The organism is Gracilibacillus saliphilus, assembly GCF_010994085.1.
In the GTDB taxonomy this organism is placed as follows: Bacteria; Bacillota; Bacilli; order Bacillales; family Amphibacillaceae; genus Gracilibacillus; species Gracilibacillus lacisalsi.
Genome location: NZ_WJEB01000005.1, coordinates 32,072 through 46,029, shown reverse-complemented (window position 1 = coordinate 46,029; position 13,958 = coordinate 32,072). Strand labels below are relative to the sequence as shown.

The 13,958-nt window shown below is 36.0% G+C and carries 12 protein-coding genes and 2 pseudogenes; 7 read left to right on the top strand and 7 right to left on the bottom strand.

The window, feature by feature from the left end; translation table 11 throughout:
* Positions 1–44 precede the first annotated feature (44 nt).
* From GHT08_RS07960 to GHT08_RS22560, 7 genes and pseudogenes are all read right to left on the bottom strand, one after another.
* Positions 45–710, bottom strand: coding sequence for an N-acetylmuramoyl-L-alanine amidase family protein (locus GHT08_RS07960; protein ID WP_163580904.1), 666 nt, complete (start codon positions 708–710; stop codon positions 45–47).
* Between the two features lie 29 nt (positions 711–739).
* Positions 740–1,555: a polysaccharide deacetylase family protein gene (locus GHT08_RS07955; protein ID WP_163580903.1), complete on the bottom strand. Its 816-nt coding sequence runs from the start codon at positions 1,553–1,555 to the stop codon at positions 740–742.
* A 166-nt stretch (positions 1,556–1,721) separates the two neighbouring features.
* Positions 1,722–2,525, bottom strand: coding sequence for a HAMP domain-containing sensor histidine kinase (locus tag GHT08_RS22580; RefSeq protein ID WP_420370958.1), 804 nt, complete (start codon positions 2,523–2,525; stop codon positions 1,722–1,724).
* 22 nt (positions 2,526–2,547) lie between these two features.
* Positions 2,548–2,949, bottom strand: coding sequence for a hypothetical protein (locus GHT08_RS22575; protein WP_420370957.1), 402 nt, complete (start codon positions 2,947–2,949; stop codon positions 2,548–2,550).
* Positions 2,927–3,577 (bottom strand): hypothetical protein, encoded by a 651-nt coding sequence (locus tag GHT08_RS22570; RefSeq protein ID WP_420370956.1) that lies wholly within the window; start codon positions 3,575–3,577, stop codon positions 2,927–2,929. Before GHT08_RS22570 ends, GHT08_RS22575 begins: the two co-directional genes overlap by 23 nt.
* Positions 3,574–3,825 (bottom strand): annotated as a pseudogene (locus GHT08_RS22565) (winged helix-turn-helix domain-containing protein); the annotation flags it as partial. The pseudogene GHT08_RS22565 and the gene GHT08_RS22570, both read right to left, overlap by 4 nt.
* A 71-nt stretch (positions 3,826–3,896) precedes the next feature.
* Positions 3,897–4,115, bottom strand: a pseudogene (locus GHT08_RS22560) (response regulator); the annotation flags it as partial.
* A gap of 263 nt (positions 4,116–4,378) precedes the next feature.
* Here GHT08_RS22560 and GHT08_RS07940 point away from each other — a divergent pair.
* The 7 genes from GHT08_RS07940 (at position 4,379) to GHT08_RS07910 (ending at position 13,952) form a co-directional block, all read left to right on the top strand.
* Positions 4,379–5,398 carry a LacI family DNA-binding transcriptional regulator gene (locus GHT08_RS07940; RefSeq protein WP_163580902.1) on the top strand — a complete coding sequence of 340 codons (1,020 nt, stop codon included), beginning with the start codon at positions 4,379–4,381 and terminating at the stop codon, positions 5,396–5,398.
* A 283-nt stretch (positions 5,399–5,681) separates the two neighbouring features.
* Positions 5,682–7,112, top strand: a complete 1,431-nt coding sequence (locus tag GHT08_RS07935; RefSeq protein WP_163580901.1) for an ABC transporter substrate-binding protein — start codon at positions 5,682–5,684, stop codon at positions 7,110–7,112.
* Positions 7,113–7,197: 85 nt separating this feature from the next.
* Positions 7,198–8,199 (top strand): carbohydrate ABC transporter permease, encoded by a 1,002-nt coding sequence (locus GHT08_RS07930; protein WP_163580900.1) that lies wholly within the window; start codon positions 7,198–7,200, stop codon positions 8,197–8,199.
* The gene (locus GHT08_RS07925; protein ID WP_163580899.1) at positions 8,196–9,026 is read left to right on the top strand and encodes a carbohydrate ABC transporter permease; all 831 of its coding nucleotides are present in this window, start codon (positions 8,196–8,198) and stop codon (positions 9,024–9,026) included. The genes GHT08_RS07930 and GHT08_RS07925 overlap by 4 nt, the downstream gene beginning before the upstream one ends.
* 19 nt (positions 9,027–9,045) lie before the next feature.
* Positions 9,046–9,681 carry a YesL family protein gene (locus GHT08_RS07920; RefSeq protein WP_163580898.1) on the top strand — a complete coding sequence of 212 codons (636 nt, stop codon included), beginning with the start codon at positions 9,046–9,048 and terminating at the stop codon, positions 9,679–9,681.
* Positions 9,682–9,717: 36 nt separating this feature from the next.
* A complete protein-coding gene (locus tag GHT08_RS07915; protein WP_163580897.1) occupies positions 9,718–12,090 on the top strand; it encodes a glycoside hydrolase family 2 TIM barrel-domain containing protein in 2,373 nt (790 codons plus the stop codon).
* A gap of 320 nt (positions 12,091–12,410) precedes the next feature.
* Entirely contained in the window at positions 12,411–13,952 is a 1,542-nt protein-coding gene (locus tag GHT08_RS07910) for an AbgT family transporter (RefSeq protein WP_163580896.1), read from the top strand.
* Positions 13,953–13,958 lie beyond the last annotated feature (6 nt).

The window sequence follows — 13,958 nt, the reverse complement described above, 5'->3', positions numbered from 1 at the left end:
TAATACTATGAAGTTTCAAAAGATTATAGTGATGAACTCGAACTTTATTTCAAGTATTCATTGATTCCGTTCTTAATAGCTTCTGCTAAAGATTGTTGGAAATCGTCTGTTAACATTGTTTGTTCTTCTTCTGGATTGGTTATATAGCCGATTTCAAGTAAAACTGCCGGCATAGTAGTATCCTTTAACACGAAATAATTTTCTTTCTTCACACCACGATTTCGAAAACCTGTCGTTTCAGAAACATGTCTGTGTATAATATTCGCCAATCGTTTTGAATTTTTATGATAATAGAAAGATTCTGTACCAGAAACAGATGGGTCCGTAAATGTATTAGCATGTAATGATATATATAAATCGGCATCTAGCTCATTGGCAAATTTAGGCCTTTCTCGAGTTTCTGCTGATAGAAAAACATCTTCTTCTCTTGTCATGTGCACCTCAAGTTTTGGTTCATCTTCTAATAAAATGGAGATCTTTTTAGCTAGACTTAATGTAAAATCTTTTTCGTATGAACCACTAGCACCGATAGCGCCAGGGTCTTCACCGCCATGTCCGGGGTCAATGACAACCTTATATTTTTCTTCTTTTGAGGAAGTGTAAGTAGTATCTGTCTGATTGGATGTATCAGGTTCTAGTTTGTCGGTTAGGGTAAAATACAATAAACCAATAAATAATAATAATAGTAGAAGTCGAATCCATTTTTTCATATAATACTCTCTCCTTCATGCATTTTAAGTTAATTTGAGTTCAGTGAATGACAACGGTCATAACAGTTAAAGTTATATGGTTCGGTGTTATCATCGATTTTCTTTGTTTGAAACCCGTTTTCAGATAAATAAGTTAATAGGGTGGACAGGTGATTGGCAGTCTCTGTTTGATCATGCATCAGAACAATAGATGTAACCCCTGCACTAGCTAAGTTTTCGATTTGATTCACAACAGAATCTACATATTGGTCACCTGATAATGACCAATCACTACTGTCAACATTCCAATCCCATAATTGTAACCCTTTACTAGTCAAAGCCTCTCGATAAGATTCGGTTAGATAAGGAATACTGCCATATGGTGTTCGTATCAACTTGGAATCAATGCCAGTAATGTCTTGAAGAGTTTCCTGAGCTTTGATCATTTCTTCAAGAGCAGTTTGCTCAGAAGCATAAAATTGATCTTTGTCATGCGTAACCCCATGCATTCCCACAGCATGACCGTCTTCTACCATTTTTCTTACCATATCTGGAAACTCTCTCATTGCAGGCTCTAACATAAAAAATGTCGCTTTAGCATTAAATTGCTTGAGCGTATCTAAGATATTTTTTGTTGCTGAGGTGGGGCCATCATCAAATGTTAGATAAACAACTTTTCCTGTATCTCGGGGCTGATCACCCTCCGATGATGCATCTTCATTATTAGAATCCTCGTTGAATGACTTTACATTATTTAGTTCAATCTCCTTTTCTGGTGAGTTCATTTGATACGTAGTCTGTTCACTTTGACAGGCAGAAATAGTGAGAAGAAAGACGAAGTAGATAATTATACTAATCTTCTTCATATGAAAACCTCAATTCTATGTTGTTATCTTCAATTAATAGATTAGTATAGGGAAATAAAGATCAGATAAAGATAAAGTGTATATAAGCTAAAGATTGAATTGCATAAAAAAACCATTCGTTTAATACCGTATTAGGTATTAAACGAATGGTTTAATCAAGCTAATGTCACACTTTATTTAAATAAAAGTAAAAACATACTCCTATTTCAGTATTAAATACTCCGAATGGAACATCATGAAGCTTTAAAATATTTTTAGAAATAGCAAGTCCTAAACCTGTACCCTGTTTTGAGCGTTGAGTTTTCTCTCCTTGATAAAAACGATCCCAAATTTTATCTAGCTGTTCCTCATCAATATGAATTCCTTCGTTTTCTATAGTAACCTTTACCTTCCCTTTCTCACTGATCGTTGAAACGGCTATTTTTCCTTTGTCTGGTGTATGTTGAATCGCATTAGAAAGAAAGTTAGTAATAACCTGTTCCATTCGATCATGATTAGCGATTACTTCAATCGATTGAAGATTTAGATTCACATCCATTTCTTGATCGATTACTTTTAATGACAGTTGATTGTAAACCGAACGAATCAATTCATCAATGAAAAAGGATTCCATTTCGATTTTATATGTCCCTGATTCATATTTAGCCAGTTCTAGCATATCCGCAATCAACCGATCCATGCGGTTTACCTCATTTTCCATCGCACTAAAATAATGATCTTTCTTTTCAACTGCAACCCCGTCTTGAAGAATCGTCATACAGCTTTTCATAATACTTAGCGGAGTTTTCAGCTCATGGGATACCCCTGCAATGAAATCTTTCCGTGTTTGTTCTAATTGCCGTTCCTTCTCGACATCCTGTTGCAGTTGATCGATATAGGACTGTAATGTTGTAGAAAGAAAATTAATATTGTTTGCTAATTCACCAATCTCATCTTTGGATTGAACAGTAATTTTCTCAGGAAAGTCCAAATTTGTCCTTCTTTTCGTGGCATCATTTATACGTAATAAAGGTCTTGCGATTCCTTTTGAATAATAAAAAGCAGCTAACAAAACTAACGCTACAACAAATAGAACAATATATATAATATTCTTTAATCATTTGTACGGCTTCATTAACTGGTTGTAAGGAAGCCATCGTATAGAAATAAATTGTTTCCCCATTGCTATTTTTGGCTGCATTAACGAGTAGCTTATATTGAATATTATCTTGCTCGAAATCCTGTATTTCTGTATCCACATTCTTATTTAGCAGCAGGTCAACCTGGAACTCCTTTAATTTGTCGAGAAATATGGGGTTGGAAAATATATTATGAGTTACATCTGGTATATAAATATCTTTGACGTGACCATATATCGCAAGAGAAGTATCGTCAAACACTTCGGCTTCTTGCAAACCTGTTTTCCCATAGTGTATAGGAATAGGATCCTTGTCTATCCAACACACCGTCAATTGTATCCTGAGGCCGTGCCTCCTGAACCGATTCCCATCTATCAAATACACTACCAAAAGTATCATCAGATCTCCAAAACAATTGATATGGATAAATGGTATTGTCTTCCTTTATCCCTTGAACTTCAACAGTTGGATATTCGTTAAGGATATTCTCTTGATTTATAAGCTCCTCTTGATTGATTAAATAATAAATAGGAATTTTGATTGGTTCATTTTCAACATATTTTCTTTCGACCTTTCTTGTGCTTGTATTTGCGAATATAAATGCTCTTTCTAGTTCAATAAAATAGTCTTCTGTTCCTTTTATGTTGCCATTCTCATCTAACACGACAATCCAAGCATTATGCTCCTGGTAAAAGTCTTGTCCCAATTGTCGCAACCTATCCTCCTCATCAATGTTTAGATATTCTTGACGAAAAGCTGCAATAGCTTCGGTTAACTGATCGACTTTTTTCTCGGCATAAAACCGTTCAAAAAATAAAGTTTGACCGACAAATATAGCCAGTATAATGAACAAACATAATCCAGTTGTTAAAAGGAATAACTTCATTACTATCCGGTTTTTCATGATTTCTCCTCAAATTTATAGCCAGCTCGAACCATTGTTTTAATTTGCTTTGCACTTGTCCCAAGTTTATTTCTTAAATTTCGCATATGTGTATTAATGGTTCGATCATCTCCGGCATACTCTTACCCCCATACTTGATTGATTAATTGTTCCCTAGTTATAACAATATTTTTATTCATCATTAAATACGTTAATATTTCAAACTCAGTATGTGTTAATGCTATGTGTTTTCCATCCACTTTTACTGAATGAGATTGAAGATTCACTTCAATATGTTGACTAGTCAAAAGATGGTCCTTTTTGTTTGGATTGGAGGAATGAGATGTCAGTAAACGTTTTGCCCTTGCCAATATACACGTGGACTATAAGGTTTTGTAACATAGTCATCTGCGCCTAATTCAAAACCTAATAATGTATCTTCTTCATCTGATCGTGCTGTCAAAATAATGATAGGGACAACAGACTTTTCACGGATTCTCTTACAGACTGACCATCCATCTAACTTGGGCATCATAATGTCTAAAATAATTAAGTCAATGGTAAAAGAGGGGGGATAAAATGAGTTTCGCTCGTTGTATATGCATTGTTCATTCATAGGCGAAAAAAACCTCATCTTCAATGAATGTGAAGGGCAAATCCTAATAAGAATTGCTAATTAGATATGAACTGAAAGTCAATATCAAGTAAGAAATAATACTATCGATCTATTTTTTTAAAATTGCAAAAATAGAATTGACATTACTTTTCGTGTAGTGTACATTGTATAGAAACCGGTTACATCCGAAGAAGGAAGAGCATACAATGAAACAAAAATCAATCACTATATACGATATAGCAAGGGAAGCAAACGTCTCATCTGCTACTGTTTCTAGAGTAATAGCAGGGAATTATCCAGTAAGTGAGAAAACGAAGAAAAAGGTCTTCGATCTGATTGAAAAATATGATTATCAACCAAATGCGGTTGCAAGAAGTCTGACAAAGAAAGAATCCAAGATGATAGGGGTTATTCTTCCTGATATCACTAACCCTTTCTTTGCTCAAGTATTCATCGAAGCTGAAAAATACGCACTTACTAAGGGATATACATTAATTTTATGTAACTCTATGAATAGTAGTGAATTGGAGTCAAAACATCTGAGAGTATTATCTGAACGACAAGTTGAAGGCATTATTTTTATGGGTGGAAGAATAAATAAGACCTACCCTGAAGTATCAGAAATCAATGAATTAAAGTATGTCATCGAAAAAATTCCAGTCATACTTGTTAATGGCAGAATGGAAACACTTGAATGTCCGAGTATTTCTACGAATGAGGCCAAGGGAATAGAATTAATTATCGACCACCTAGTCAAACAAGGACATACAAAGATTGGCTTGATCGGTGGGATGATAGGGATTACCACTACAGATATTAAAGTAGAAGCTTTTAGAAAAAGCTTAGAGAAACACAAATTAGCTGCTGTGGACAGTTGGCAAATTTATAGTGGATATGATGTCAAACGTGGCAAAGAAGCAATGGAGGAGATGTTAAAGGTAAATAAACATAATTTACCAACAGGGATCATAGGTATTAATGACCTAGTTGTTATCGGGGCATTAAAGCTGTGTCATCAAAAGAAAATGAATAACTTCTCTTTTGTAGGCTTCGATGATAGTGAATTAACTCAGAATTCAATACCTGAAATTACCTCTGTCAGTCACCCTTATAAAGAATTGGGAGAAAAAGCAGTAGATATGTTATTAAAATCGAAAACTACTGATATTAAAGCGGAAAATCTTTTCATTGACCCTCATTTAGTAATAAGAGAATCAACGATTTAGTGATAGTATTTTATTTTTTTACTAGTTAGTAACCGGTTACCATTATTACTTTTTTTAAACATGGAATAGTAACCGGTTGCTACCATTTAGATTATTGAAGTAACCGGTTACTAACTAGTTACTTTAGCTAAATAACAAATGATCACCCTGTGAAGTATTATACTCTGTAAAATGATAACGTTTACTAATGCTTTGTGAGGGATGATAGTAAAGGAGGTGGTGTATGGCTACATACATGCTATCGTGCAACTAAATTACTATAAGAAAAAAGGGGAGTGTAATGGTGAAAAAATTTAGTTTTTTATTCGTTCTGATGATGGCTGTTGTGTTCATTTTAGGAGCTTGTAGTGATGATGAGAGTGTGGATTCTGAAAATGAAGATGAAGATGTAGTTACTCTTTCACTTTGGAATAGATATTCGGAATTAAGGGGAGGATTTGCTCAATTAATCGAAGATTTTGAGGCGGAGCATCCTGGGATAAGAATAGAAACACAAGACACACCGGAACCTGAGACACAACTAAGAACCGCACTTTCCGAGGGTAGCTTGCCTGATATGTGGACCAATATCGTAGATTTATCAGAATTAATGGAAGTCGATGCTGTCAAAAATCTAGATGAAATATTTACGGAAGATGTAAAAGCGCAATTCCAAGATGGAACATGGTATGAAAATGGTACAACAGCAGATGGATCGGTTTATGGGTTCCCTTTAGCAGCACCACAAAGTAAGGCAATGATTATGTACTATAATAAAGACGTTTTTGACATGTTAGGGTTAACGGAGGATGATATTCCTGCATCATGGGAAGAGTTCAAAGCGTTAGGTCAAACGATTGTGGATGAATCAAACGGAAGTGTTTATCCGATTGTTTGGAATAATCCAGGATGGGCGAATGAACAATTAGTTTCTATGATGGGTACTGCTATTACGCCTGAAGTACCTTGGCAAGAGAACTATAAAGAGGGAGTACCTCAAGTTTATACAGACGGTAAAATTGAAAGCGCTAAATTTGTTAAAGAGTTATTAGATGAAGGGTTAATGTCACCAGAAAGTGTTGAGATCGGATTAGGTGAAGCAGAAGCTTTATTTTCTGTTGGACAAAGTGCATTTTTGTGGAGTGGTGACTGGGTTGGCAGACAATTAGTTGTGGAAAGCGAATTTGAAAATTGGGGTGTAGCACCTCTACCAACGAAAGATGGAAATCCTTATTACTATCATGCTGGTTCTGAAGCAACAAGTATCAGAGTTAGTAATGATACAGAGCATTGGGAAGAAGTTAAGATTTTCTTAGAATACGCATTAGAGCATCTCCATGAGACTGTTTATGTCAATACTGGTGCTGGTTTACCTGCCAAAGAAGATGTTGGGGGAGACCCACCTTTTGAACAATATAACGATATTCTTGAATTAGAAAGTCAATTAGCAATTCCAGTTCCAAAACCGGCAGAATTAAATCCAGAGATTGTAGAATTCAACCGTGCATATCGCAATAAACTCGAAGTTGGTGGGATTGGTGATGCAGTTGTCGGTTATATCACAGGGAATATAGATGATATTGATAGCGAAATAGAGCAAATTGATCAAGATATGAAGGATGCCTTTATGGAAACATTAGACGAATTTCCTGAAGTTTCTCAAGATGATTATATTTATCCGAACTGGGAGCCGTTCGAGCCATATACAGTGGATAAGTATGATGAATTAAGGTAGGCAGTTGACATTACTATAGTCTGGTGCGAGCGAGACTATAGTAATGTATCCTTTTCCTAACTAAAATATGAAAGGGTGATTGAGGTTGGCAAACAATATGGAATTAAGTCAGAAATCGACTAGCAAAGATACATCAAATTTAAGAACGCTTCAGAAACGAAAAACAATTTGGGCTTATATCTTTCTTGCTCCACAAATCATTGTCTTCTTTATCTTTTCTGCTTATCCCATTGTGATGAGTTATGTCTATTCCTTCTATGAATGGAGTGGCATTGGTCCGTTAAATGATTTTATTGGGTTAGCGAACTACCAGCAATTATTGACTTCAGGAAGGTTTTGGAACTCTGCGTTAGTATCGATATATTATATTTTAGGTACAACGTTACTAGGTGTAGGTGGTGCATTAATTTTAGCGATTATATTAAATGACCAAAAGTTAAAAAGCAAAGGCTTTTACCGCGCTATCTATTTCTTACCTGTTGTTACCACTACTGCTATTGTAGGGATCATTATGGGAAGTATATTTGGTATCAATGGTTTCTTTAATCAGTTACTTGTCGACTTTAATATCATCGATAAGCCGATTCCGTGGTTAACTGATCCGATTCTTGCCGTTATTATTTTAATTGTGATTGGTTCTTGGAAAGGGTTAGGGATCAATATGGTATATTGGTTAGCCGGTTTACAATCTATACCAAATGAACTGTATGAGTCTGCTCAACTTGATGGAGCAGGTTTCTGGGCGACATTAAGACATGTCACATTACCACTTTTGAAACCAATAGCTGCTGTTATTATCTTACTTTCTTTAGTAAGTGGGATTAATGCGTTTGATTTGGTGAAGACGCTTACTAATGGTGGTCCTAACTTTGCGACGGAAACGATGGATTTGTTTATCTATAATTATGCTTTTTCGAGCCAATTAGGTGGAGGTCAAGTCAGAATGGGATATGCTTCTGCAGCAGGCGTATTACTAGGATTATTTACCTTTGCTATTAGTATGGTTTTTGGTGCAGCTTCCTTTGGTAAACAAATCATTAAACTAAAAGGAAATAAAAAGAAAAAAGGTGGTGTGAAAGCACTATGATTACTACCAAATCAGCTAGGGTTATGATGCACGTTTTTTTAATTCTGTTCGGAATTGTGTGGATTTATCCTTTCGTTTGGATGGTGTTTTCTTCTTTAAAAACCAATAAAGAGTTTTTAACAAGTGGTACGAAGTTAATACCAGAAGACTTTCAGTGGCAAAACTATTCAGAGGCTTGGATCACAGCTAATTTCTCTGGGTATTTTTGGAATACAGTTATATTTACTGTCTCTACTGTTATTATCGTTATCGTGCTTTCCTCTTTAACAGGATATGCCTTAGGTAGAATTGATTTTCCCGGAAAGAAAACAATCATGATCTGCGTTGTGGCAATCATGTTTATTCCCAAAGGATACACGATTATCCCATTATTTAAGTTAGTTAATGCAATGGGATTGGATAACTCTATATTAGGGATTATTGTAGCGGAGTCATCAGGGGCCCATGTGTTGTTTATCTTAATGTTTGCTTCCTTTTTTGCGAATTTACCTAAATCAATTGAAGAGGCAGCAGAAATCGATGGAGCCGGCGTTTTAACGATTTTCACAAAAGTAATGCTCCCTTTAAGCATGCCTATTGTTGCAACTACGGCCATCATGCAATTTATTTGGACCTGGAGTTCGTTCCTAGTACCACTAGTCTTAACGATTAGTAAACCGGAACTAAGAACATTAGCGGTCGGAATGGAAAATTTCGTTCAAACCTATGCAGTAGACTTTTCAGGTATGGCGGCAGGTGCGACGATATCCCTATTACCAGTTATGATTATCTTTATTATCATGCAAAGATACTTTATTGAAGGTGTTGCAGGGGCAGTTAAAAGCTAGATAGGAAGGGTTGAATAAAATGCCAACTTATACCTCTTCATTTATTTATAAAGTTTCAGATTGGATCATGAAGTTGAGCTTAGTTAATTTGTTATGGATTTGTTTTTCTATCCTTGGCTTAGGGTTCTTAGGTTTGTTTCCTGCAACAGTAGCCATGTATACGGTAGTAAGAAAATGGATGAAAGGAAATACCGATGTTTCAGTAACGAAGACTTTTATCCATGCTTACAAAGGCAGTTTTTTGAAAGCGAATCTCTTAGGCTATATAAGTTCAGTAGGTGGTCTAGTGCTATATGCTGATTACCTGCTAGTTCGAAATATGGAAGGTATGCAATATATGGTGATGCTGCTTTTACTTGTAACAGTTAGTTTCTACTATATGATGATGTTGTTCTTTGTTTTTCCTGTCTATGTACATTATGACATTAAGTTGATGGAGTGCTTTAAGTATGCCTTTATTATCGGTGCCTCCTATCCGCTAAGAACGATTTACATTTTATTTGTAGGCTTTGTTGTATGGTATATAACAGCATCTATTCCTATTATTTTATTATTTTTCTCTGGGAGTGTGATGAGTTTAGTAGTGATGCGGTTTGCTTACGTAGCTTTTAAAAAGACAGAAGAAAGGAATCGAAACTTAACATCAGCTGCATAGCATAAAAGGAATTCTAAATCAGAAGGAGTGTGCTTCATGAATAATAGTAGATTACAGCAAAATTTGAATCTAGACTGGAAATTTTACCGAGGTGATGAGCCTAAAGCATGGTATAAAGGATTTGATGATTCTAAGTGGCGCAATATCAGCCTGCCACATGATTGGTCCGTCGAGGAACCTTTCTCTCAACAATATTCTAGTGGAACAGGTTATGTAGTGGGAGGTGTTGGCTGGTATCGAAAAGAATTCAAGCTACCAGCTAATGCAGACAATAAGAAAGTGTTCATTACTTTTGAAGGGATTTATAATCATTCACAGGTATGGTGCAACAGTAACTATCTAGGAAAAAGGCCGTTCGGTTATAATACGTTTACATACGACATCACAGAATTTGTGAAAGCGGATGATGTTAATGTAATCTCAGTAAAAGTTAATCATAAAGAAGTTGCAGACTCTCGTTGGTTTACTGGCTCTGGTATATATCGTGATGTATATGTAACAATTACTGATCCTGTTCACGTTGATCAATACGGTGTATTTGTCACCACACCACAAGTTTCTAACACAGAAGCAATTGTGCAAGCTGATACACAGGTAGTGAATGAACAAGCAACTGCTGAAACAGTGATTGTTCAGCAGACATTGGTCAACAAGGAAGGTGAAAAGGTTGGTAAAGCGCAAGAATCTATCAAGGTCGATTCGTTTTCTACAGGAAAAGTAGAACAACAGATAAAGTTGGAAAATCCAGCTTTATGGTCTCCCGATCATCCTCACTTATACCAATTAGTAACAGAGATTGTAGTAAATGAAGAAGTGAAAGATGAAGTGATTACGACAACAGGTATTCGTTCTATTGCCTTTGATGCAAAGAAAGGTTTTTTTCTAAATCAGGAGAATATGAAGATAAAAGGTGTATGTATTCATCATGATGCTGGTGGCTTGGGAGCAGCGGTACCAAAAAAAGTATGGGTCCGAAGATTAAAGGCTTTAAAGGAGATGGGATGTAATGCCATACGAACGGCACATAATCCACCTGCGCCTCACTTATTAGATCTATGTGATGAAATCGGCTTTTTAGTAATGGATGAGGCTTTTGATGAATGGGAAGGTGTGAAAAATAAATGGGCAGTTGGACATAATGTATATCCCCCTGAGCATTATGGATATTATGAAGATTTTCCACAATGGGGAGAGATTGATTTAAAAGAGATGGTTTTGAGAGACAGAAATCATCCATCCATTATCATGTGGAGTATTGGTAATGAAATAGATTACCCCAATGATCCATATTGTCACCCTTCCTTTCAGTCAATGACAGGGAATAATGATGCAAACAAACCAAAGCAAGAAAGAATCTATGATCCTGATAAACCGAATGCAGAGCGATTAGCGACTATTTCAAAGCAGTTAGTTCACTATGTAAAAGAGTGTGATACGACAAGACCAGTTACTTCTGCGTTAGCCTATCCCGAATTGTCTAACTTAACCGGTTATGCGCAATCTCTCGATGTAATAGGGTATAACTATAAAGAGCACTTATATAAAGAAGACATCAATAAATATCCGAATCATGTGATATATGGGAGCGAAAATAGTCCTGGATTGGAAGATTGGTTGATTGTTAGAGACAATGATGAAATAAGTGGGCAATTTATTTGGACTGGTATTGACTACCTAGGTGAAGCAAAAGGCTGGCCTGTCAGAGCCTCCCCAGCTGGATTTTTAGACTTGGCAGGAAATAAGAAATCTAGTTTTTACTATCGCAAGAGTCTTTGGAGCGATAAGCCAATGGTATATTTAGCAGCTAAACCCAAAGACGAAAGGGATCATCATTCTAGATGGAAAGGCGATCCACATTGGGAATGGCAAGAGAATGAAAAACTGGTAGTGTTTTGCTATACCAATTGTGAAGAAGCAGAATTATTCTTAAATGAGCACTCATTAGGTGTGAAGCGAAAAGGAGAAAAAGATAGTTATTTATCTTGGGATGTATCATTTGAAAGCGGGGAATTAAAGGTTATCGCAAAAGATAAATCAAGAAATGAACATAGCTGTCAATTAATGACACCCTCCACACCTCTCTATATTGATATGGTAACAGATAGTAATCATCTAAAGGCTGACGGACAAGATATAGCTCATATTGAAATGAAAATCACTGATTCCGAGGGGAACCCTGTCTATCTTGCCGATAATGAAATCCACTTATCGATAGAAGGACCTGGTGAACTTCTCGCAATGGAAAATGGTGATATTCAAGATTTACAACCCTATTATGAATCTAGCAGAAAGGTATATCATGGTAAACTACTGGCATTTGTTAGAGCAGGAGTTGAGCAAGGAGAGATAACGCTACATGCTAGCTCAAGTAAGTTAGAAGATGCAAGTATAACCATTTTGGTGGATTAGTTGTGTTCTCTTCCTTGGATATGTCGATTTATCCAAGGGAGAGCGACACTTTTCCAAGGAGTATCAAAGAGCTAAATAATTGGTGTCATCGTAGAATCAATCATTTGTTAAGTTATCCACACTTACGTAAATACTACCATTCTTTTCTACAGTCTCCCCAGGTTATTCAGATAAGCCCTTTTTTTATAACACTTCCATTGTCCCATTTGCTTCCAACACATCTGAGTCTTAGTTATAATACAATTTTCTAGACTTTATAATTCTGATATGTATACTAGGGAATGATGTTGATTTGAATTTTTTTGGAGGGATAGAATAATATGAGGAAGCAAAGTGAGTCTAAAACAGTCAAACTTCTAAATATAATAGAAAAATTCGGTAATAAACTACCTCATCCCGTAACTATATTTATTTTGTTTACATTAGCTGTTATTGGTTTATCACATATTTTATACATAATGGATGTTTCTGTTTCGTTCGAAGGTGTCAACAACGAAACGATGGAAACAGAAATGCTTACCGTTCAAGCGGTTAGTTTACTTACTTCAGAGGGAATTGCACACATGTTCTCTAGTGTAGTAAACAATTTCACTTCCTTTGTAGCACTTGGTCCAGTATTGGTCGCCATGCTTGGAGTTGGAGTTGCTGAGAAGAGTGGGTATATTAGTGCTTTAATGACAAATACTGTGACAAAGGCACCGAAAAAGTGGGTAACTCCTATTGTTGTTTTAATGGGAGTTCTCTCCAATGTTGCTGCCTCTGTTGGCTATGTTGTCCTTGTACCATTAGGAGCCATTATTTTTTTAGGTTTTAATCGTCATCCATTAGCAGGGCTTTCAGCAGCATTTGCTGGTGTTGCAGGTGGATACTCTGCAAATTTAGTAATTGGAACCAATGATCCTTTGCTAGCAGGTATTTCTACAGAGGCAGCAAGAATACTAGATGCAAGCTATATTGTTAATCCTACAGATAATTGGTTTTATATGTTCGCTTCTACCTTTTTAATCGTCATCATGGGAACCATTATTACAGATAAACTAATTGAACCAAAACTAGGACAATATAATTCAAATGAGGATTCTAATGAAAACAAAGCTACGGTAACACCACTTGAGAAAAAAGGTCTTCTCTGGGCAAACCTCTCTATATTAGTTACTATTATTGCGATAGCTGTATTAGTAATTCCGGAGAATGGACCATTAAGAGGAGAGAATGGCAGTATTATTACTTCTCCATTTATGAGTAGTATTATATTTCTGATGATGTTAATCTTCTTAATTCCTGGAATTGTTTATGGCATGGTTACTAAATCGGTACGTACTGATAAAGATGTGGCAGGTCTCATGACATCTTCATTAGAAACAATGGCTGGATTTATTGTACTCATTTTCTTTGCTGCTCAGTTTGTTGCACTTTTCAATTATACGAACTTAGGTACAATCATTGCAGTAAAGGGTGCCAACATTTTAGAAGCAGTTGAATTAAATGGTGTCTTTTTATTGATTGCTTTAATATTTATTACGACGATTATTAATATATTTATTGCAGCAGATTCAGCAAAGTGGGCGATTATGGCACCAGTATTTGTACCAATGTTCATGCAAATGGGCATTTCACCAGAAGTTACACAAGTAGCATATAGAATTGGTGATGCCTCAACCAACATCATTTCGCCACTTATGCCATTTTTTCCGCTTGTTGTAGCATTTGCTCAACGATATGGAAAACAAAATGGTGTAGGAACTGTGATTTCGTTAATGTTACCACATTCTATTGCTATTCTCGTTGTATGGACGATATTCTTTGCCATCTGGTACCTCTTCGGAATTCCAGTTGGGCCAGGAACTAGCTTAAACTACTAAGAGAGG

Excerpts from the sequence above, each read along its gene's own strand:
- GHT08_RS07940 (WP_163580902.1), top strand. The coding sequence starts at position 4,379 with ATGAAACAAAAATCAATCACTATATACGATATAGCAAGGGAAGCAAAC.
- GHT08_RS07925 (WP_163580899.1), top strand. The coding sequence starts at position 8,196 with ATGATTACTACCAAATCAGCTAGGGTTATGATGCACGTTTTTTTAATT.
- GHT08_RS07915 (WP_163580897.1), top strand. The coding sequence starts at position 9,718 with ATGAATAATAGTAGATTACAGCAAAATTTGAATCTAGACTGGAAATTT.
- GHT08_RS07955 (WP_163580903.1), bottom strand. The coding sequence starts at position 1,555 with ATGAAGAAGATTAGTATAATTATCTACTTCGTCTTTCTTCTCACTATT.
- GHT08_RS22570 (WP_420370956.1), bottom strand. The coding sequence starts at position 3,577 with ATGAAAAACCGGATAGTAATGAAGTTATTCCTTTTAACAACTGGATTA.
- GHT08_RS07920 (WP_163580898.1), top strand. The coding sequence starts at position 9,046 with ATGCCAACTTATACCTCTTCATTTATTTATAAAGTTTCAGATTGGATC.
- GHT08_RS07960 (WP_163580904.1), bottom strand. The coding sequence starts at position 710 with ATGAAAAAATGGATTCGACTTCTACTATTATTATTATTTATTGGTTTA.
- GHT08_RS07910 (WP_163580896.1), top strand. The coding sequence starts at position 12,411 with ATGAGGAAGCAAAGTGAGTCTAAAACAGTCAAACTTCTAAATATAATA.